25 protein-coding genes are annotated in these 19101 nt (G+C 31.8%); 3 read left to right on the top strand and 22 right to left on the bottom strand.

Annotated features, from left to right (window positions below):
- Positions 1 to 544: 544 nt before the first annotated feature.
- The 10 genes from B6S12_RS09130 to ffh form a co-directional block, all read right to left on the bottom strand.
- Positions 545 to 952 (bottom strand): hypothetical protein, encoded by a 408-nt coding sequence (locus tag B6S12_RS09130; RefSeq protein ID WP_111230485.1) that lies wholly within the window; start codon positions 950 to 952, stop codon positions 545 to 547.
- 100 nt (positions 953 to 1052) lie between these two features.
- A complete protein-coding gene (locus B6S12_RS09125) occupies positions 1053 to 1952 on the bottom strand; it encodes a tetraacyldisaccharide 4'-kinase (RefSeq protein WP_111230486.1) in 900 nt (299 codons plus the stop codon).
- Positions 1953 to 1956: 4 nt separating this feature from the next.
- Positions 1957 to 3090, bottom strand: a complete 1134-nt coding sequence (locus B6S12_RS09120) for a DegT/DnrJ/EryC1/StrS family aminotransferase (protein ID WP_111230484.1) — start codon at positions 3088 to 3090, stop codon at positions 1957 to 1959.
- Positions 3091 to 3099: 9 nt separating this feature from the next.
- Entirely contained in the window at positions 3100 to 3864 is a 765-nt protein-coding gene (locus B6S12_RS09115) for an NAD+ synthase (RefSeq protein WP_111230483.1), read from the bottom strand.
- Positions 3865 to 4031: 167 nt separating this feature from the next.
- Positions 4032 to 4388 (bottom strand): 50S ribosomal protein L19, encoded by a 357-nt coding sequence (gene rplS, locus B6S12_RS09110; RefSeq protein ID WP_111230482.1) that lies wholly within the window; start codon positions 4386 to 4388, stop codon positions 4032 to 4034.
- Positions 4385 to 5077, bottom strand: coding sequence for a tRNA (guanosine(37)-N1)-methyltransferase TrmD (gene trmD, locus B6S12_RS09105; RefSeq protein ID WP_111230481.1), 693 nt, complete (start codon positions 5075 to 5077; stop codon positions 4385 to 4387). The genes rplS and trmD overlap by 4 nt, the downstream gene beginning before the upstream one ends.
- On the bottom strand, positions 5077 to 5625 hold the full coding sequence (gene rimM / locus B6S12_RS09100; RefSeq protein WP_111230480.1) for a ribosome maturation factor RimM: 549 nt from the start codon (positions 5623 to 5625) through the stop codon (positions 5077 to 5079). The genes trmD and rimM overlap by 1 nt, the downstream gene beginning before the upstream one ends.
- Positions 5615 to 5860, bottom strand: a complete 246-nt coding sequence (locus tag B6S12_RS09095) for a KH domain-containing protein (protein ID WP_111230479.1) — start codon at positions 5858 to 5860, stop codon at positions 5615 to 5617. The genes rimM and B6S12_RS09095 overlap by 11 nt, the downstream gene beginning before the upstream one ends.
- A complete protein-coding gene (gene rpsP / locus B6S12_RS09090) occupies positions 5860 to 6087 on the bottom strand; it encodes a 30S ribosomal protein S16 (RefSeq protein ID WP_111230478.1) in 228 nt (75 codons plus the stop codon). Before rpsP ends, B6S12_RS09095 begins: the two co-directional genes overlap by 1 nt.
- A gap of 96 nt (positions 6088 to 6183) precedes the next feature.
- Positions 6184 to 7524, bottom strand: coding sequence for a signal recognition particle protein (gene ffh / locus B6S12_RS09085; RefSeq protein ID WP_111230477.1), 1341 nt, complete (start codon positions 7522 to 7524; stop codon positions 6184 to 6186).
- Between the two features lie 227 nt (positions 7525 to 7751).
- Between ffh and B6S12_RS09080 the strand changes: the two genes are divergently transcribed.
- Positions 7752 to 8159 carry a Fur family transcriptional regulator gene (locus B6S12_RS09080; protein ID WP_111230476.1) on the top strand — a complete coding sequence of 136 codons (408 nt, stop codon included), beginning with the start codon at positions 7752 to 7754 and terminating at the stop codon, positions 8157 to 8159.
- Between the two features lie 16 nt (positions 8160 to 8175).
- On the opposite strand, the gene flgG is transcribed toward B6S12_RS09080, so the two are convergent.
- The 7 genes from flgG to B6S12_RS09045 form a co-directional block, all read right to left on the bottom strand.
- Entirely contained in the window at positions 8176 to 8961 is a 786-nt protein-coding gene (gene flgG, locus B6S12_RS09075; protein ID WP_111230475.1) for a flagellar basal-body rod protein FlgG, read from the bottom strand.
- Between the two features lie 14 nt (positions 8962 to 8975).
- Positions 8976 to 9809: a flagellar hook-basal body protein gene (locus B6S12_RS09070; RefSeq protein WP_111230474.1), complete on the bottom strand. Its 834-nt coding sequence runs from the start codon at positions 9807 to 9809 to the stop codon at positions 8976 to 8978.
- 77 nt (positions 9810 to 9886) lie between these two features.
- Entirely contained in the window at positions 9887 to 10276 is a 390-nt protein-coding gene (locus B6S12_RS09065) for a NifB/NifX family molybdenum-iron cluster-binding protein (RefSeq protein ID WP_111230473.1), read from the bottom strand.
- Entirely contained in the window at positions 10273 to 11340 is a 1068-nt protein-coding gene (locus B6S12_RS09060; RefSeq protein ID WP_111230472.1) for a hypothetical protein, read from the bottom strand. The genes B6S12_RS09065 and B6S12_RS09060 overlap by 4 nt, the downstream gene beginning before the upstream one ends.
- Positions 11341 to 11354: 14 nt before the next feature.
- Complete coding sequence (gene metG, locus B6S12_RS09055; RefSeq protein ID WP_111230471.1) at positions 11355 to 13322, bottom strand: methionine--tRNA ligase; 1968 nt, start codon at positions 13320 to 13322, stop codon at positions 11355 to 11357.
- Positions 13300 to 13605, bottom strand: a complete 306-nt coding sequence (locus B6S12_RS09050) for a hypothetical protein (protein ID WP_111230470.1) — start codon at positions 13603 to 13605, stop codon at positions 13300 to 13302. Before B6S12_RS09050 ends, metG begins: the two co-directional genes overlap by 23 nt.
- Positions 13589 to 14440 (bottom strand): class 1 fructose-bisphosphatase, encoded by an 852-nt coding sequence (locus B6S12_RS09045; RefSeq protein ID WP_111230469.1) that lies wholly within the window; start codon positions 14438 to 14440, stop codon positions 13589 to 13591. Before B6S12_RS09045 ends, B6S12_RS09050 begins: the two co-directional genes overlap by 17 nt.
- 170 nt (positions 14441 to 14610) lie before the next feature.
- Here B6S12_RS09045 and rpe point away from each other — a divergent pair, with 170 nt between their 5' ends.
- Both rpe and B6S12_RS09035 read left to right on the top strand, forming a co-directional pair.
- On the top strand, positions 14611 to 15252 hold the full coding sequence (rpe, locus tag B6S12_RS09040) for a ribulose-phosphate 3-epimerase (RefSeq protein WP_111230468.1): 642 nt from the start codon (positions 14611 to 14613) through the stop codon (positions 15250 to 15252).
- Between the two features lie 87 nt (positions 15253 to 15339).
- Positions 15340 to 15909, top strand: coding sequence for a hypothetical protein (locus tag B6S12_RS09035; protein ID WP_111230467.1), 570 nt, complete (start codon positions 15340 to 15342; stop codon positions 15907 to 15909).
- A 10-nt stretch (positions 15910 to 15919) separates the two neighbouring features.
- Here B6S12_RS09035 and B6S12_RS11720 read toward each other — a convergent pair whose 3' ends face one another.
- From B6S12_RS11720 to B6S12_RS09015, 5 genes are all read right to left on the bottom strand, one after another.
- On the bottom strand, positions 15920 to 16042 hold the full coding sequence (locus tag B6S12_RS11720) for a hypothetical protein (protein WP_281267893.1): 123 nt from the start codon (positions 16040 to 16042) through the stop codon (positions 15920 to 15922).
- 376 nt (positions 16043 to 16418) lie between these two features.
- A complete protein-coding gene (locus B6S12_RS09030; protein WP_111230466.1) occupies positions 16419 to 17159 on the bottom strand; it encodes a class I SAM-dependent methyltransferase in 741 nt (246 codons plus the stop codon).
- Positions 17160 to 17177: 18 nt separating this feature from the next.
- On the bottom strand, positions 17178 to 17537 hold the full coding sequence (locus B6S12_RS09025; protein ID WP_111230465.1) for a hypothetical protein: 360 nt from the start codon (positions 17535 to 17537) through the stop codon (positions 17178 to 17180).
- A gap of 307 nt (positions 17538 to 17844) precedes the next feature.
- The gene (locus B6S12_RS09020) at positions 17845 to 18312 is read right to left on the bottom strand and encodes a methyltransferase (protein ID WP_111230464.1); all 468 of its coding nucleotides are present in this window, start codon (positions 18310 to 18312) and stop codon (positions 17845 to 17847) included.
- An 8-nt stretch (positions 18313 to 18320) separates the two neighbouring features.
- Positions 18321 to 18947 (bottom strand): hypothetical protein, encoded by a 627-nt coding sequence (locus B6S12_RS09015; RefSeq protein ID WP_111230463.1) that lies wholly within the window; start codon positions 18945 to 18947, stop codon positions 18321 to 18323.
- Positions 18948 to 19101 lie beyond the last annotated feature (154 nt).

The following is a 19101-nucleotide window of genomic DNA, read 5'->3' as shown; positions in this document are numbered from 1 at the left end:
TATTTTTTAAGATTTTATGAATTATAAAATTATTATTTTTATATTCTAAATTTTATTTAATAATATTTATATTTGCTAAGGTAAGTATCCTTTTAATTTAAAGAGTTCTTTTATAGATTGCTTCAGTTCTAAAGAGCTTCGCAATGACATTCTGTTCTTTCACTGCAAACAAATTAAAGCAAAGTGTGACAGTCTAAAAAAGAATAATCTATATAAAAGTAAATTCTTAGATTGCTATGAGCTCTACGAACTCTTATAATGACAAGAAATGCCTTAAAGATAAATCTAAAATTACTATAGCAATTACATCACCTCGCAGTGATGATAGAGGGCGATAGATTACCACAAATCTAAAAGCTCTTAGTAATAAAAGGGGTTACAAATAAAGATAGCTGTCTTTGCTGGTGATTTGGATTATAGCTTATTTATCCACATCCAAAATGATAATAAATTTGCCACCTTAGATGACAAATTTATTAATAAAAATACTTTTTAGGGAGTTAAAATGTTGTAAAGAGGAATTATCCAATCCCTCCTTAAATTCTTAATATGCTTTAGGCACACATTTCCATTCTACTTCTTTTGCTATCAGTTCACCATTATTAGGTAATCCTATTTTTGGATTAATAGCTTGGGAATTGTTTTGATTATAAGCATTATAACCTCCATAAGGAACTGCTTCTACTTTCACAAATTTACCTACTGTCAAATCTTTAAAACTACCATAAATATCTTGCCCAAACGCCCCGCAATCATCTCCTTTAATCTCTGTATAAGGAAGAATTTTAATCACAAGCTCTTGCCCATTTGGAGAAGCTAAAGTAATGCTTTTATTTTTATCATCTACTTTGGAGATTTGCCCATGCACATCAAAATCATAACCTGCCATAGCCACACTACTCATCATTGCACCTGCTACAAATACACTTGCCAAAACCTTTAAACTTTTCATTTTTCATCCTTTGTGTTAGTTTGATAAGCTTTTGCTTATCTTGTGAGAGAATTATAAAATGATTTTATGAAGATTGTATGAAGATTTTGCCAAATATCTATCAAGAGGCTTCAATATATCTTTTAATCTCCTCTTTTATCTCATTTTTTATAACAAGCTCTAGCGATAAAATAGACAAAGGAAGCCCAAATTCTTCTAACTTCACAGCGTCTTTTGGTGTTACAAGCAAAGAGGTGGCATTTACTTTTTGATATTCTTCTAAAATTTTTTCTCTAGGAAAATAACTGTGATCTTTTAAGCTCATCTTACCCACAACACTTGGCAAATACTCTTCTAATCTTGAAGGATTAGCAATAGCAGTTAAGAGAAACATTCTTTCTGTTTTATTTAGCACTTTTACTTCTCTTTTGTAATCCTCTCCCTCTCTTGCTAAAATATCTGCTTCTTTGTAAGCACTTTTAAGCTCTCTATAACCCCCACTTGGCACACAAAAACTAAAATAAGGCTCCAATTTTGGCTTTAAAATAATATTTAACTTTTTGAAATTAAACCTAAATCCATCATCTAAAAATACCGCTTTTGCCCCCATTTCTTTTGCCTTAAAAATTGCTTCTCTTCTTTTTTTGCATACAATCACAGAAGCTTTTGGCAATGCTTTTGCAATCATTAATGCTTCATCTCCTGCATTTAATACATCTTCTTTAATCTCACCCTTTATGCTAACGATTTTTAAACCTCTGCTCTTGCGTCCATAACCTCTTAAAATCACACATACATCTTCATAATCTTTAGCAATTTCTATAATAAAAGGACTCTTTCCACTTCCTCCTAAAACTAAATTTCCAACACTCACAATAGGCAATCCAAAATCTTCACATATGGTTAGCTTTCGCTTTAAAGTTGCAATAATTGCATAAATAAAACTAATAGGCAATAGGCAGATTGCTAAAATCTTTTGCAATGTGCTAGGTGCATAAAAATATCTCTCAATAGTTCGCAAAAAACTATCCTCTCTTTCTAATAATATTTTTGATTGTATCAATCACATATTCTAAATCTTCCTCTTTCATTGCACTATAAATAGGCAAACTCAAAATCTGCTGATAATTTTTAAGAGCAATAGGAAAATCATTCACTTTTAACTTATATTTACTCTTATAATAGCTTAATAAATGCAAAGGCACAAAATGCAATCCAGTTTCTATGCCCTCATTTTTCATCTCTTTGGCAAAATCATCACGATTTTTTTCCACTTTAATGATAAAATGACAATAAATATGCTCATTTCTAACAATAGGAGGGCTAATATGAGGAATGGATTTTAGCTCCTTGTGATAAAACTCTGCTAAACTTTTACGCTTAGTTACAATATAATCCATTCTATCTAGCTGACTAGCACAAAGTGCAACATCTAACATACTAAGATTATATTTGTTTCCAAGCCCTACAACATCATAAAGATACTGCGGACGCACACTCGTAACTTTCTCACTCACAATTCCATGATAACGCAACAAAATTGCTCTTTTGGCTAGTTCCTCATCACTTGTTGCTAAAAATCCAGCTTGAGCCACAGGCATCGGAGAATCCAAAACCACGCTAAAAATAGACGCATAAATCTCCTTATTACTTCCTATTCTTTTTCCTTTATAGCTAAGCCCCAACGCCATCGTAGCATCTTCAATAATTTTAAGTTGATGACTTTTGGCAAGTTCTAAAAAAGGCTCCAACTCGCATGCCTGTCCAGCGGTATGGCTTAGAATAATTGCACGCAACTTTTTACTAGGATTTGCTTCAATAGCCTCTTTGCATTTTTGCAAAGATAGCATAAAAGTATCCTCATCAATATCCACAAAAATAGGTTCTGCATCAAAATGGCGTATCATCTGCGGAAACATAGGATGACAATTTACCGAACAAATGATTTTATCGCCTCTTTTCAAATCCATTGCAAATAAACAAAGATGAAAAGCTGAAGTCCCACTATTAGTAGAAATAGCATGATCTATTCCTATATACTTTTTAAAACTTTCTTCAAATTGAGGCACTAAATTATAGCTTGGATGTTCTAAAACTTTATGGATTGCTTCTTGCTCAACCTCTGTAATATCGGGTATAAAATAGGGAATATTTCGCATTAAATTCCTTTAAAATCTTGCTATAAGTGGCATTTCTTGTTTAAAACTCATCTTTTGCATACGCATTTTAACAAATTCTAGTGCTTCTTTAGAACAACCCTTTTTCAAAATTTCCTCATCTTCTAAACCTTTTTCTAAAAAAGTCATAATTGTATCAAGCTCCAAATAAGAATATCCAAGCTCTGCTTCATCGCTTTGCCCCTCATACAAATCTGCACTTGGTGCCTTTTGCATAATACTTTGTGGCACTTCTAAATGGGTAGCTATAGAATAAATTTCACTTTTATAAAGATTTCCAATAGGATTGATAGCACTCGCTAAATCCCCATAAATAGTGCCATAACCCAACTTTAACTCACTTTTATTACTTGTGCCAATTACTAAAGCAGAATTTGCAAAAGAATAATCATAAAGACAAATCATTCTAAGTCTTGCACTTAAATTTCCTATACGCATTAGCGAAGTTTTAGGAATTTCCAAAGTATTTATAAAGGATTTTTGCATATTTTCTAAAGGAATGATAGTATGAGAAATTTTAAATTGATGGCATAGTTCTAGTGCATCTTCTATACTGCTTTTAGAAGAACTAAAAGATGGCATCAAAAGTGTATGGGTAGAGTTAGGAAAAGCCCTCTTGCATAAAAGTGCCACCACAGCAGAATCAATCCCTCCACTAAGCCCTAATACAACAGATGAAAATCCTCTTTTTGTAACCTCATCGTATAAAAATCCAGTAAGCTTAGAGATTAAATCCAAATAATCTTTGCAAAACATTTTCTACCTTAATCAAAATTCTAAGAATTATACCAAAAATCATTCCGTTTTTGTTATGTCAATGCTTATAAAATGAGGGAATAGTAAGAAGTCTAGCCAATAAAAATTAGATAAGTAAAATAATAGTTATTTAAGCACTCTTAAGAGCACTTAAACATAAAAAGAAATTATTTTCTAATTTCTTTAATTCTAGCAGATTTTCCGCTTCTTCCGCGTAAATAATAAAGTTTAGCTCTACGAACACGGCCTACTTTTAGAACTTTAATGCTTTCAATGCTTTCAGAATAGATTGGGAAAATTCTCTCAACCCCAACACCATTTGCACCAATTTTTCTAATTGTGAAAGTTTTACCTGTGCCAACGCCTCTTACAGAGATACAAACACCTTCAAAATTTTGAATTCTTGTTTTATCGCCCTCAGAAATTCTAATACCTATTTTTAGAGTATCCCCTGCTTTAAAACTTGGTATCTCTTTGCCAGAAATTTGTGCATCTTCAAAATGCTGAATATACTTATTTCTCATTTGTTTAACCTTTTAGTTAGATAGAGGTCGGGTCTATGAAACTTAGTCTTTGCCTCTGCTACCTGTTTTTTAAAGTCGCAGATTATAGCGTGATTACCCTTTGAATATACTGAAGGCACAAAAAGTCCTTTAAATTCATAAGGTTTTACAAAATTAGGTGCCTCCAGCAAAGAATCTTCATAACTTTCGCCTTTTAGCGACTCCATATTCCCTAAAACTCCCGTTAAATTCCTAGAGATACTATCACACAAACAAAGTGCGGCTAACTCTCCACCTGTCATCACAAAGTCCCCTATGCTAAATACTTCATTAGCATACAATTCAATAAGGCGTTCATCAAAACCCTCATAACGCCCACAAACAAAAATAATATTTTTCTTCAAAGATAAACGCTTAGAATCTTTACAATTAAATTGCTTTGCACAAGGAGTTAAAAAAATGATATGGCTTTGTGGCTCTTTGTGCAACAAAAACTCCAAACAATCACTAATACTTTGTGGCTCTAGCAATAAACCAGCACCACCACCCACTTGATAATCATCTACTTTAGAATATTTATTTTTACTAAATGTGCGTGGATTGATAAAAGAAACCTCAATAAGTCCTTTTATAATAGCTTTATGCAATATAGAATCTTTAAAATAAAAGCTTACTAAATCTGGAAATAGCGTTACAAAGGTAAATTTCATCAACTATTCTCTAAAATATCTTTGCAAAAACGCGTATGGATTTCTTTTAGCCCTTCTTTTTCTAAAACTTCTATAATAAAACGCTCCAAAAAAGGTATCATAAAAAATTTTGGCATTTTCAATGCTTGCAACTCTTTAGAAGTGCCAACTTTCAAAAAATCGCTCGATCCCATCCGCTCAATATCTTCTACAACACCCAAAACCTTACTTTCTTCAATCACTCTAGCACCTATTAACTCAAACCAAAAGAACTCGCCCTCCTCTAGCTTGCAAGTTTCTTTGGTTTTATTTTGCGTGCTATAAAGAATACAGTTTGTAAGTTTTTTTGCATCATTTTGCGTATCTACTCCTACAAATTTTACCAAAGCTCGCTTAATATTGTAGGTTTCTACTTGAAGTTCTTCGCCCTTTTGGGTGTAATAAACTTCATTTTTTTGGATACTTTCTGGGAAATCACTCATTAAATGGAGTAATAACTCCCCTTTTAATCCAACGCTACGACCAATCTTAGCTACACTTACCCAATTTTTAGGGATATTATATCTCATAAGGTTTTACAACCACCCGATAAGTGCTACCATCTTTTGCCTTAACACCAGAAATTAAAGTTTTCAAAGAGCCTATCATCTTACCATCTTTACCGATAAGACGCCCTATATCCTGCGTAGATGAATAAATCTGTATTTCATAAAAATTCACATCAAGTTGCACCTTATTTACTTGGATCATTTCTGGATCTAGTGCAATCTTTTTGACATACTTTTCTATAAAAATCTCTACCATTATTTTGTGATTGCTTTAACCCTTTCACTCATTTTAGCACCTACGCTTGTCCAATACTTCAATCTTTCTGCATCAAACTTTACTATTGAAGGCTCTGCTAAAGGATTATAAAAACCAATAGACTCAATCCAACCACCATCTCTTTTCTTTCTACTATCCGTTACTACAATTCTATAAAAAGGCTTTTTCTTGCGTCCCATTTTTGTTAGGCGAATAACAGTTGCCATAAAAACTCCTAAGATTAAATTTAATTCACAGAAATAAATCTGTCTAAAAAAGAGATTATTATATCTTCTTTAGACAAATTTATCCAACAAAGGGGCTTACATTTTAAGCTGTCCCATTCTAGCCTCTTTCATAAGCCCCATTAAATCTCCCATACCGCCTTTATTAGAAAATCTTTTTGCCATTTTAGCTGCATTTTCAAATTGCTTTAAAAAGCGATTAACATCACTCACATCAAGCCCCGCTCCCATTGCAATTCTCTTTTTACGGCTTCCATTTAAAAGACTTGGCTCTTCCCTTTCTTTAGGTGTCATAGAAGATACCATAGCTCTTATTTGCTTGATTTCTTTAGAATTATCCAAATCCACATCTTTTAATGCACCTGCCATATTAGACAAACCTGGTATCATAGACATAATAGACTGCATAGAGCCAATTTTTTTTAGATTATCTAATTGTGCAATAAAATCATTAAGCGTAAATTTTCCTTTTTTAATTTTTTTAGAGAGATCTTTGGCTTCTTTATCAGAAATTACCGCAGCGGTTTTCTCTGCTAGTGAGTGTATATCTCCTGCCCCCATAAGTCTTCCAACTACACGATCAGGCAAGAAAACTTCTAAATCTGGTATTTTTTCTCCTACGCCTATAAAACGCAATGGAATACCAATTTGATGTGCGATAGACAGGGCAATCCCCCCTTTGCTATCTCCATCAAACTTACTCAAAATCACACCATCTAAATGGATTTGCTCATGGAAAGTTTGTGCACTTTTTACGCCATCTTGACCGCTTAAGCTATCTACTACATAAAAAACTTCATTAGGATTTACACTACTTTTTATATCTTTTAATTCATTCATAAGTGCTTCATCAATAGCGAGCCTTCCTGCACTATCTATCAAAAGCACATCATACAATCCACTAATAGCAAGTTCTTTAGCCTCTTTTGCGATTTGCATAGGAGTTGCATTTTCTTTATGGTAAAAATCTACTCCTACCTGCAAACTTAACTGGCGTAATTGCTCCACCGCTGCCAATCTTTGCAAATCACAAGCAGCAAGTAAAACTTTCTTTTGCTTACCTTTTAAATAATAAGCTAATTTAGCAGTTGTTGTGGTTTTACCACTCCCTTGCAAACCTGCCATCAAAATAACTGTAGGAGGCTTTGGAGCAAAGATAAAGCCATAATTCCCCGAAATCTCTAAAATAGAATGCAAGGATTCTTTTAGAGCTTGCAAAAAGCTTTCTTTTCCAATGCCTGCTAATTTTGTTTTTTGCTCCACAGAAGATAAAAGCTCTTTTAAAACCTTATAATGCACATCAGATTTTAAAAGAGACTTCTTAAGCTCATCTAAGGCTCTTTTTAACGCCTTTTCATCATCTTGAAAGCGTATTTTACTAATAACACTTTGAAAACTTTCTGTAATACTACCAAACAAAATCTATTCCTTACATCTTCTTTAAAATTTTACTTTTTGCAATAAAATTTGCAATTTTAAAATATTGGAGCTTTAATCGTTATAAAAACAATAATTTTCTTTTTATTTTACCATAAATTTTGGATTATTATTGGATAATTTTTATTGACAAAGAAAAATAATTTTAGTAGCATTCAAATTTATAATGATTCTTGACTTAAAATTTTTAAGGCAGAAAGGAGATATTTATGCATTTTAAAGAAATCTTAAAAGAAAATAATCTAAAAGTTACACCACAAAGAATGGCAATTTTAAAAGAAATTGAAAAAAATGGGCATATTAGTATTGAAGAAATTTATGAAAATATTAAAGAAAATCACCCCTCTATGTCTTTAGCTACTATTTATAAAAACCTAACTTCTATGCAAGAAGCCAAAATCATAGATGAAGTGAAACTTCCCAACCAAAAACAACGCTATGAACTTATTAAACAACCCCATATCCATTTAGTATGCGAGAGTTGTGGTGATATTAAAGATATTCATCTAGATAAAGCCATTAAAGATTTAAAAGAAAATTGCGAGAGAGAAACAAATTATAAAATCCAAGATAGTTCCATTGCGCTTCTTGGGATTTGCCCAAATTGCAAAGCCTAAGTTTAGGCTTTAGCTATTAATTACGCTTGAGCTGATTTACAGTTTGTAGCATAGAATCTGCTGTTTGAATAGATTTGGAATTTGCCTCATAAGCTCTTTGCCCTACAATCAAATCTGTCATTTCTTCTACTAATTTTACATTGCTTGTTTCAATAAAACCTTGTCTTAATTGTCCAAAACCATTTAAACCTGGTGTTCCCACAATTGGATCTCCTGAAGCATTTGTATTAAGATAAAGATTATCTCCCAATGCATGCAAACCGCCTGGATTAATGAAATTTACAATTTCAATTTGCCCTAGCTCTGTTGTATCATTCCCTTGCACTACGGTAACTGTGCCATCTGTTCCCACATTAAATTCTGTAAAATCATCTGGAACGGTAATATTTGGCACCAAAAGATAACCTTGAGAATTTACCACATTTCCTTCATCATCTCTTTTAAAAGATCCATCACGCGTATAAGCGATTGTCCCATCTGGCATTTCAATTTGAAAAAATCCATTACCTGTGATTGCAATATCAAAGTTATTTTCTGTTTCTTTAAAATTACCTTGACCAAAAAGCTTTTGCACTGAAGTTGGACGCACACCAAGCCCTACTTCAATTCCTGTTGGAGATAAAGTAGTCTCGCTTGTGCTAGAACCTGCATACTGTAATACTTGATGGAACAAATCTGCAAATTCTGCTCTTTCTTTTCTGTAACCAAAAGTATTTACATTAGAAATATTATTTGAAGTAACATCAATTTGTAATTGCTGTCCTAACATCCCTGTTGTTGCTGTATAAAGTGCTCTCATCATAGTTCAATCCTTTGTTATGCTTTTGCTGCTAATTTTGTAATTGCATCAGTATTTAGCTCATCCATATGGGTTTTAAGAACCTTAGAATAAGCCTCCACTAGCCTATTTGTTTCAATCAATCCGCTCATTTCATAAACAACATTGATATTACTTTTCTCCAAAAATCCCTGCCTTACAGAACCACTCTGCTCTAGCATTTCTCGTTCGTTTAAACGCTCTTTGGGATAAGTGTATAAATTATTTCCTATCTTTTTTAAATATTTTGGATTTTCAAAAGAAACCACTGCAAGGTTAGAAGTTAAAATTGTTTCGTTCATTTCTTCATTATTTAAAGAGCGATTGTAAATATTCCCATTTGTATCCACTTCTACTTGAAAACCATCTACAAATTCAATATATTGAGGTGCATCTGCATATTCTCTAGGTAAAACTGGAAAACCCTCTTTTGTAACAAGTCTTCCTTCTTCATTTAATATAAAAGAACCATCACGCGTATAAGCGACACCATCTGGAGTTTCCACCATAAAAAACGCATTCTCTCTTGAGAGTGCAAAATCAAAAGTATTATCTGTTTGCATCATTCCGCCTACACTTCTATCCGTATATTCCTCTACGATTTGGGGAACACGATTTAAAGAGCGGTTATAAAACTTTGCTGCTTCTTTGGTTTGATCATCAATAGGAAGAAAATCTTTATTTTGCTCATAGAGACGCAAAAAATCACCAATCACAACTTCATCGCGTTTAAATCCTGTTGTGTTGGCGTTTGCGATATTGTTTGAAATCACATCTAGGCGGTTAATCTGGGTTACCATACCACCTACGGAACTAAAATATCCACCTTGCATTTTTTACCTTTTGTATAATTTCTAAAAAGGTAAAAAGCAAAAGGTGTTCCAACTATTGCTTTATCCACTAAATACGACTAAGAAAGGCGTATATGTGCAAAAGAATCTTTAGCAAAAGTTACTTGAGGAGCAACTCTACAAATCTTAATCCCGCATTCATTAAAAACTTTTGCAGTATTTTTGCAAGCCATTTTTACAAGCACGACTTGGCAATCTTTAATAATCTCTCCTAAGACATCATGTTCTTTTTTGTGAGCGATTTGCTCCTCTTGGCTCATATCTTCATCTTTATGCGAACATCCCTTATTAGCGTGGATATTTGCCCTTGGATTCTCTCTAAGCTCTAATAAATCAATTTTTTTAAACATTCCCTCTCCTACTTGCTTAAAGATTGCAAAATAAGGAGTATGTCCTGTATTTTCAAATATTTTTAAATTTTCATCGTAAACTGGAACTGCTATTTTCATTCTTTTTCCTCATTAAAAAATTCAAATAAATCGGTTTGCTTTTCATTGTGCGTATAGTGTTCTTCTAAAATTTTAGAATCCACACCCAAAATAATAGCAAAATTATATTTTTCACAAGATAATTTCTCAAATAATTCTTCTTTGTTATAATAAAAACGCACATCTAAATAAGGCTTAAAAATCTCTTTATATTGATTAGGAACAAAAAAGAGCAAACGAGCCCATTTTGCATAAAGATTAAAATATGCCAAAAACTGCTCATATAGCTTCACATCTTCTGTGGAAATCAATACTTGATTTGTGCTTCCAAAAGTAGCCAAAAAACCTTTATTATCAATGTATAGGGGATTGAAATTTGAGAGCATTGCAATATTTTCTAATTTAATTTCTAGTGAATAATTTTCCACCAAACTCAAAACTTTGGCAAAACTTTGGATAAATAATCTTGGAATAGGGATTGTGTATTCTAAACTTTGTGTATGTCCATAGAGTATCTTCATACTAAACAAAGAATAAGAAATAAGCTTAAAAGAATATTCCTCCTCGCTTAATTTGATTTTATCTAAAATATGCACTTCTTTTACAATCTCATAAAGGCGTTCATTAGTATTTAAATAAAAAATATGACTACATTCACCTTTAATAACTTTTTGAATAAGTGTAATTAAAGAACCATTCACACAAGCATAATTTTTCTTATGCACTAAAATAGAATCTAAAATCTCATATTCATCAAGCTTTAAAGAGAAAAATAAAATATTATGTATCATAATATAGTGGCGTAAAATTCTCAAAAGAGAAAACTCTATGTCTTCTACACTAATCCATGCTACTTCTTCATCTTTCATAGCAAAATCACCACTAAAGAGAATCCCAAAAGCTCCCTTTTGTATCGCCTCTTGAATATCTTTCTCTTCCTTAGCTACAAAAAGTGTTCCCTCTCTAACTTCCAAAAGATCATCACAAATATTTGTAAAATAAGAAATACTAGGCTGATTTAGTAGCGTCCCATACGCAATCTCAACAATCTCATTTACACCCACTTCCATTGTTTTCTTTTTCACCAAATCTCCCTTATTTAGCTAATTTTAGAACCAACTTTTTTTGTTTTTTGTGGAATTATCAAAGACAATCCATCCTCATCCTTAGAAGCCAAAATCATTCCCTCACTTAGCTCTCCCATGAGCTTAGCAGGCTTTAGATTAGCCAAAACACATACTTGTTTGCCAATCAATTCTTCTTTTGTATAATAAGCCTTAATACCTGCTAAAATCTGTCTAGGACGCTCTTCTCCTAAATCTACTTTTAGCTTCAAAAGTTTATCGCTTTTTGCAATTTCTTCTACTTCTTTAATCTCCCCAACTCTTATTTGTGATTTGAAAAAATCATCAATATTGATAGGATTTTCAATCTCTAATTTAGGCAATTCTGCTTCTTTTTTCTTAGGAGCTTCTTCTTTTTTAGCTTCATTTGTCTTTGGAATTTCAAATTTTGGAAAAAGCATACCTTTTGGCTTTAATTCTATTTGTGTTAAGAGCATATCTTTACAAATAAATTCTAAATAACTTTTGCAATCTGCCTCTTTTCCAAACACCTCCAAAATCTCTTTTGCAGCCTTTGGCATAAAAGGACTTAACATAATAGCACCTTTGCATAGCACATTAGATACAAACAATAAAAGAGCACTTACTTCTTCAATTTTATTTTCTTTCATTAAATTCCAAGGCTCTTTTTTAGCAATGGTTGCATTTGCTAAAGTAAAAATCTTCCATAACTCTTCTAAATATTTATGAATCTGCAAAGTTTCTAAAAATCCTTCTAGTTCCTCAAAAATTCTTTGGATTTTTTCCCACTCCTGTGCAAATTCTTTTCTTAAAATTTCTTCCTTAATATTTAAATGGTATTTAAAATATTTCTCACCCATTCCCAAGAGTCTATTTAAAAGATTTCCTAAATCATTAGACAAATCCGCATTGATACGCTCAATCATAGCTTTTTGTGAAAAATCTCCATCTTGCCCAAAAGGAACTTCACGCAAAATAAAATACCTAAAAGCATCTTCCCCATAAGCCTCTACTACTTCTTTTGGATCTATTACATTGCCAATGCTCTTACTCATCTTTTGCCCATCTTTAGTCCACCATCCATGCACTCCAATATGCTTTGGTAAAGGCATACCAAGACTCATCAAAAACGCAGGCCAATAGATTGCATGGAAACGCAAAATATCTTTACCTACGATATGATAGTTTGCAGGCCAAAAATCCTTATACGCTACTTTTTGTTCGTTTTCATAACCTGTAGCACTTAGATAATTCATCAAAGCATCTAGCCAAACATACATCACATGCTTTGCATTTGCTCCATCTTGTTCTATTAGTTGTCTAGGTAGCTTCACCCCCCAATCAAAGCTTGTGCGTGTAATAGAAAGATCGCTTAATCCTGCTTTTACAAAATTAATCACTTCATTTCTTTTATTTTTTGGCAAAATACAATCAGCATTCTCCTCATACCACCGCAAAAGCTTATCTTCATAAGCACTAAGCCTAAAAAAATAACTCTCTTCTTTTAAAAGTGTCGTTTCTTTTTTGCAATCTGGACAGCATTTATCATTAACTAATTGCGAAGGAGTGAAAAATGCCTCACATGAGATACAATAATTTCCCTCATACTCACTTTTGTAAATATCTCCTTTTTCATACATTTTTAAAAATGCTGCTTGCACGGATTTTATATGAAAATCATCTGTGGTACGGATAAAAATATCATAAGAAATTCCAAAACTGTCCCATAAATCCCTAAAACGCTTTGAAATCTCATCTACATATACTTTAGGCTCTTTTTGGTGTTTGCATGCTGATTGCTCTATCTTTTGTCCATGCTCATCACTTCCGGTTAAAAAATAAACTTCTTCCCCTTTTAATCGGTGGTATCTTGCAAGGGAATCTACAATAATTGTTGTATAAGCATGGCCAATATGAGGCACATCATTTACATAATAAATAGGTGTTGTAATATAAAATTTAGAATTCAAAGCTTCCTCCATTTCCTTTATTCATACTCAAATACACATCCTCCACATAACTAAGACGCAAAGGACATTCTAACATCTGCTCACATTGCATACAGCTAGAATATTGGTGCTTAATTTGACATTCTTGCAATTCTTGTGTTTTAAGAGCCAAATGAGAGTTGATTGCCTCTACACATTCATTTTGCAAATCACATTTACCATATTTTTTGCAAAAACCACAACTGCTTACATCATACTTTCTTTGGCATTCTTTAAGATCTTTTAAAATCTGTGTTAAATCAATGGTTTCTTGCATATTCTATCTCTTCTTTACTGCCAAAAAAACAAGGGGTTGTATCATGCAAATGTTCTACTTGCAAATCCAATAGCCTTTTTTTACCATCTATAGCCTCTCCACCTGCTCTTTCATAAATAAATGCAAAAGGAAATACCTCAAAAAGCTTTCTTAATTTACCCTTAGGAGCATCTTGTGTGCTAGGGTAAGAGAAAAGCCCTCCACCTTTTACCAAAATATGATGCAAATCTGGAACCATTCCACCACTATAACGCAAACGATAGCCTTTATTAAAAAGACTTTCTATTAATTCCTTATGGGATTTGCTCCAATTTGCTTGTGTGCCACCTGTAGCGTTCAACTTACCTTTTTCTTTTAATAATAAAGTTTTTTGCAAGGCAAAATCTTTGCCATTAAAGACATAATAATCCACACCCTCTTTAAGCACACTTGCAAAACCTAGCCCAATTACCATTCCATACACTACATAAGCAGCACCTACTAAATTTTGAGGTAAAAAATCTCCCTTATAAATCCCAAAAATACTCCCTACGCTTAAATTTGCCCCCATCAAAGAAGAACCATCTAATGGATCATAAGCAATACTATAAATCCCATCTTTATGAAGCTCTATTGCATTTTCTTGTTCTTCTGAACATATTTGTTTAATACATTTTACTTCTTTAAAAATCTCTTGCAAAATTAAATCCGCTCTAATATCTGCTTCTAATTGCAAATCTCCTGTTTGATTCTTGCTTGTAGCATATTCACCCATACTAGTTTTTAAAACCTCATAAATAGGCAAGGTAGCACGCTTAAAAGCGGATAATATTTCTTCTAATTCTTGCTTTATCATTATTTAAAAAACTCCATTACATAGTTTGCATTCTTTTTAATTAATTCTACTTAATACTTAAATACTTTTGCATTATAGCTTAAAAAAATTTTTTTATGGCTTATTAACGCTATTTTTTATCGCTTTTTTGATAAAATAAGTTATATTTTTACTTTTTAAAAAGGATTTATATGTTAGTAGCACCCAGTATTCTTTCTGCAGATTTTGGAAAACTACAAGAAGAGGTTACCCAAATTTGCCAAGCAGGTTGTGATTTAATCCATATTGATATTATGGATGGACATTTTGTGCCTAATCTTACTTTTGGAACGCCTGTGTTAAATTCTATAGAAAAATATGCTACAAAACCTTTTGATATTCATCTAATGGTAGAAAATAATTCCTTTTTTGTAGATTTATTTGCACCCTTTAAACCCAAATTTATCTCTTTTCACATTGAAGAAGAAAAACACGCAAATCGCCTTGCACAAAAAATCCGCTCTTATGGAATCTCTCCAGCAATCGCTATTAATCCTCATAGCGATTTAAACACACTCACTTATCTTTTAGAATATATTGATATGGTTCTTATTATGAGTGTAAATCCAGGTTTTGGAGGTCAAACATTTATCCCAAATACTTTAGAAAAAATCAAAACTCTAAAGCAAATGTGCCAAAAAATCAATCCAAACTGCCTCATAGAAGTAGATGGGGGGGTTTGCAAAGATAATATCACCGCTCTTAAAGAATGTGGGGTAGATATTGCAGTAGCAGGAAGCTATATTTTTAGCGGAGATTATAAAGAGAGAATTGCCTCTTTAAAAAATTGCTAAAAATTATGCAATTTTTATAAACTTCATAAAAAATTCACATTTTTGTATTAAAATTCTAGCCTAAATTTTTATTACAAAGGACGCAAAATGACAAAAACATTTCGCAATATTCACATCTATCTTAGTTTATTCTTCCTACCTGTTGCACTCATTTACGCAATTACTGGGATTCTCTATATTAGTGGATTTGATCAAGATAGTGGAGCAACGATTAATACCTACACACATAAAATCTCCTCTAACACCCAAAATATCAATGAAGCAGATATTTTAACAAGCTATTTAAAAGAGAACAATATAGCTCTCCCAAAAGCTACAGAACCTAAAATTGACAAAAAAAGTGGTGCTTTAAGTATGGGAAGCACACATTATTTAGCAAGCATTAAAAAAGGAGAAATTTCCAATAACGAGATTACTTATAATATTACTACAAAAGAGCGATCGTTTATTGGGGATTTGATTATGCTACACAAATCAAAAGGTGCTTGGTATTTTAATATTCTTGCAATTGGTTTTGGGATTACTCTAATCTTGCTTTATATGAGCGGACTTATGATTACACTCTTTGCCAATAAGAAAAAAAGGGGAATTCAATATGCCACTATTCTAGCAGGATTTATTGCAACCATTATTTTAGGATGTATGAGTGTTCTATAAGCCAATCTTCTCAATAAAAGCTTAACCATCCATTACTATTGCAAGACTTACACAAGGTAAGTCTTGCAATCTCTTCTTGTTTGTCTAGGAGAAGTGCGTATAAATAATCTCTACTAGCATTTACAAATGCCATACTAGAAACTCCAAATCATCATTGCAAAAGCTTTAATTTATGATAATCCTTTTTTATTACTGCAAAGAAATTCAATTCGCATAACAATCTAAAAAATGCCTACATTTCTAGATTATTCTTTTTAAATTTGCACAACACTGTGTTTGTAGATAAACTATGCTTACTTTGCTGCTTTATTTCCTGTAACGACAGCTAAGTCTCTAACATACTCTTTTATAGCTTTCTTTGCTCTAAAGGTTTTCACAATTTACCCACCTTATCTGTTATCACAAAATGCGATTTTACAAAATATTTTATTTATCATTGCAAGCAAAGCACAATAGTGCATACAATCTTTATAGGATATAAGGCACCACAAGAAAAAAGATATGGAAGTCTATACGGCAATAAAGGCTAAACCTATTTCCCTTTCTTCTTTATAAATAATGCTTTCTTCTTTTGTCAGACTTTTTATATAATCTCTTATCAAATCCATACTAGCTTTGCCCCCATGCACTCTAATGGCAAACTCTGCATCTAAAATCGCCTTTTCTACACTGCTTGTTTTTGTGATTGTGGAAGCTTTGTAAAGAAAAGGGGGAGCTTGCATTCCTAACTCTTCTAGCCAAGAAAGCACATTAGGAAGCCCCACGGGCAATTCTAAATTCAATCCATGCTCTTTTAAGATTCCCTCTAAAAAGCTTGATTTTCTAACTCTTCCCCAGCCTACATAACACAAACCTACAGTGCAACTGCTTAAAGCTTTTATGAAATTTTCTTTATTGTTTAATGCAGGACTCATAGAGGCAAAGACATAATCAAAAGCATGCTTTATCTCATAATCTTCCCAAGTGCCAACCCTAGTTTTTATATTTAAAAAACCCATGCTTTTAGCATCTTCTTGTAAAATTTCTATCATCATAGGAGAAATATCAAGCCCCAATATTTCCCTAGCTTCCTTTGCAAGTTCTAGTGAAAATCTTCCATTTCCACAACCAATATCAAGTATTGTTTTATTTTTAAAATCCACTCCACAATCTCTAAAAAATTGCAAAATTTCTAAATTATCCTTTTGACCTTCTTGATAGCGAGGAAAATCTTTTGCTTTTAAATTCCAAGCCTGTCTTATCTCTTCCATACAAAATTCACCAAAATGCTAAAATTCATCTTTAATATCAAAAAACTGCTCATCTTTTTTGCCTATCTTCCTTAATGGCATAAAATAAGCTCCAAGAATCCGATAAACCACTAATGCTACCAAAATAGGCATCACCACACCAATGGTTCTTATTCCTGCTAAAGATAGCAAAAAATCCACTACCACAATCACAATAACAGCAACAACACTTATAGGTATCATTCCATCAAGAACTGCTGTTTTATACTTCGATTTATAACGCGTTTTGCATTTTTTACACTCAATAATACCACCATCTAAAAAAGACTGAAATACTGATAAACTTTCACTTTTATCTACCTCCTCACCACACTCTACACATTTTTCAGTAAATGCCACTTTTTCTCCTTAACTTTTTCAATTTTTATATCTTATTTTAAATTTCTTAACCATTATAGCTAATACCAAGAAATAGCTACTTACTTATGTTTTTAAAGATAATAAATTAATTATGATTTTACCATAATTTTTAATACTTATACCCTCAAAAAAATCCCAAAAAACCTCTTATAGACTTATCCTAAGAGTTTCTTTTGAAACTCTCTTAGTCTTCTACAAATCTTCATTCTAACAATATTATTTTTAAAATGCTAAAATATAAATCTTATAACTTTATCTTAAAAATACAAAAATCATTACCTATACACTATACCTTTAAACAAACTCTTCTCTTATCATAAAACAAAGTAGCACTAAAGCCACTTGTAGTGTTAGGTTGATGTTTTAAAAGTCTAAATCTATTTACAAATTCAATGGTTCTTTTACTTAATGTATCATTTAATCCTACTCTACTAATATCATTATCTAAAGTTATTTCATTATAAAAAAAGCAAGTATCCACAAAAGGAATGCAATAACTATCTTTTTTAATTATTTTACTTTGTTCAAAACGAGCTTGTATAGCTCTTGCATAGGTAGAATTTTGATTATCATGTTTGTCGCCTAGTTTTTGGGTATTTAAATCTTTTTCCAACTCCTTTCCTTTTTTATCAATGATAACACCTACAAAAACCGGTTCTAATAGAGCATAACTAGCATCTGCTACATTAGCATAATCTAAAAATTTAGCGATTAAGTCTAATTTGGCTTCTTGTGTTTTAATGTTTTTAGGCATTTTTCTCCTTACTTAAAATTATCAAAATAACTACATGTGAATACTTCTTGATATTCAAAATTGAATCCAGCACCCTCATCACCTCTTAAAAATATACCATAATTTTTATAATTATATCTTATATATGAAGCAAAAGGATTGGGCATTTTTTTATATTTTTTATCATAAACTACTGTTATAACTCCACCATTTCGTTTCTCAGATTTAATTACATCTTTTATATCATAGTAAGTAAATGTTTCATTTAGTTTCTTATAATAAAAATATTCATAACCATCATCCTTAACTCGTTTTTCTACAGAAGGCTTTTTTTTTGTAAAATCGCTATACATTTCCCAATAAGCTTTATCATAAATTATTACTTTATTGTCTATATCTTTACACAACCTCTTAAACTCATAATATTGTGGATCCATATATTGATAAGAACAACCACCTTTAAAAAATAATAAAAGATATACAGGCCAAAGATATAAAGAAAGCTCTTTAAATATTGTTTTAAATTTTATAGTTTTTGTTTTGTTTTTTATTCTATAAAAGATTTTAGCACTAAAATATAAAATGGTAGAAAATATAAAAATAAAAAAGAAAAATATAAAAATTAATATTAAAAGATTAACAAAGAATTCTAGCATTTATTGAACTCTCTCAATATAAATTAAGGTATCATTAGGTTTATTGGTTTTTATCAAACATTGCATAACTAGCATCAGCTACATCTGCATAATCTTTGATTTCAACAAGAAGTTCTTTAGGACTCATTAATACCTTTCTAAATTATATTTTTCA

The sequence above is a fragment of the Helicobacter valdiviensis genome (genome assembly GCF_003245365.1).
GTDB lineage: Bacteria > Campylobacterota > Campylobacteria > Campylobacterales > Helicobacteraceae > Helicobacter_D > Helicobacter_D valdiviensis.
The sequence above is the reverse complement of the archived record's forward strand: the minus strand, read 5'-3'. Positions and strand labels throughout refer to the sequence as shown.

Bases quoted from the DNA above. Each gene is read 5' to 3' on its own strand.
- rplS (WP_111230482.1), bottom strand. From the start codon at position 4,388: ATGAGAAATAAGTATATTCAGCATTTTGAAGATGCACAAATTTCTGGC.
- metG (WP_111230471.1), bottom strand. From the start codon at position 13,322: ATGGAGGAAGCTTTGAATTCTAAATTTTATATTACAACACCTATTTAT.
- B6S12_RS09120 (WP_111230484.1), bottom strand. From the start codon at position 3,090: ATGCGAAATATTCCCTATTTTATACCCGATATTACAGAGGTTGAGCAA.
- flgG (WP_111230475.1), bottom strand. From the start codon at position 8,961: ATGATGAGAGCACTTTATACAGCAACAACAGGGATGTTAGGACAGCAA.
- B6S12_RS09030 (WP_111230466.1), bottom strand. From the start codon at position 17,159: ATGGAAGAGATAAGACAGGCTTGGAATTTAAAAGCAAAAGATTTTCCT.
- B6S12_RS09020 (WP_111230464.1), bottom strand. From the start codon at position 18,312: ATGCCTAAAAACATTAAAACACAAGAAGCCAAATTAGACTTAATCGCT.
- B6S12_RS09130 (WP_111230485.1), bottom strand. From the start codon at position 952: ATGAAAAGTTTAAAGGTTTTGGCAAGTGTATTTGTAGCAGGTGCAATG.
- rimM (WP_111230480.1), bottom strand. From the start codon at position 5,625: ATGAGATATAATATCCCTAAAAATTGGGTAAGTGTAGCTAAGATTGGT.
- B6S12_RS09015 (WP_111230463.1), bottom strand. From the start codon at position 18,947: ATGCTAGAATTCTTTGTTAATCTTTTAATATTAATTTTTATATTTTTC.
- B6S12_RS09080 (WP_111230476.1), top strand. From the start codon at position 7,752: ATGCATTTTAAAGAAATCTTAAAAGAAAATAATCTAAAAGTTACACCA.
- rpsP (WP_111230478.1), bottom strand. From the start codon at position 6,087: ATGGCAACTGTTATTCGCCTAACAAAAATGGGACGCAAGAAAAAGCCT.
- B6S12_RS09045 (WP_111230469.1), bottom strand. From the start codon at position 14,440: ATGATAAAGCAAGAATTAGAAGAAATATTATCCGCTTTTAAGCGTGCT.
- B6S12_RS09035 (WP_111230467.1), top strand. From the start codon at position 15,340: ATGACAAAAACATTTCGCAATATTCACATCTATCTTAGTTTATTCTTC.
- trmD (WP_111230481.1), bottom strand. From the start codon at position 5,077: ATGAAATTTACCTTTGTAACGCTATTTCCAGATTTAGTAAGCTTTTAT.
- B6S12_RS09115 (WP_111230483.1), bottom strand. From the start codon at position 3,864: ATGTTTTGCAAAGATTATTTGGATTTAATCTCTAAGCTTACTGGATTT.
- B6S12_RS11720 (WP_281267893.1), bottom strand. From the start codon at position 16,042: ATGGCATTTGTAAATGCTAGTAGAGATTATTTATACGCACTTCTCCTA.
- B6S12_RS09050 (WP_111230470.1), bottom strand. From the start codon at position 13,605: ATGCAAGAAACCATTGATTTAACACAGATTTTAAAAGATCTTAAAGAA.
- B6S12_RS09065 (WP_111230473.1), bottom strand. From the start codon at position 10,276: ATGAAAATAGCAGTTCCAGTTTACGATGAAAATTTAAAAATATTTGAA.
- B6S12_RS09095 (WP_111230479.1), bottom strand. From the start codon at position 5,860: ATGGTAGAGATTTTTATAGAAAAGTATGTCAAAAAGATTGCACTAGAT.
- rpe (WP_111230468.1), top strand. From the start codon at position 14,611: ATGTTAGTAGCACCCAGTATTCTTTCTGCAGATTTTGGAAAACTACAA.
- B6S12_RS09070 (WP_111230474.1), bottom strand. From the start codon at position 9,809: ATGCAAGGTGGATATTTTAGTTCCGTAGGTGGTATGGTAACCCAGATT.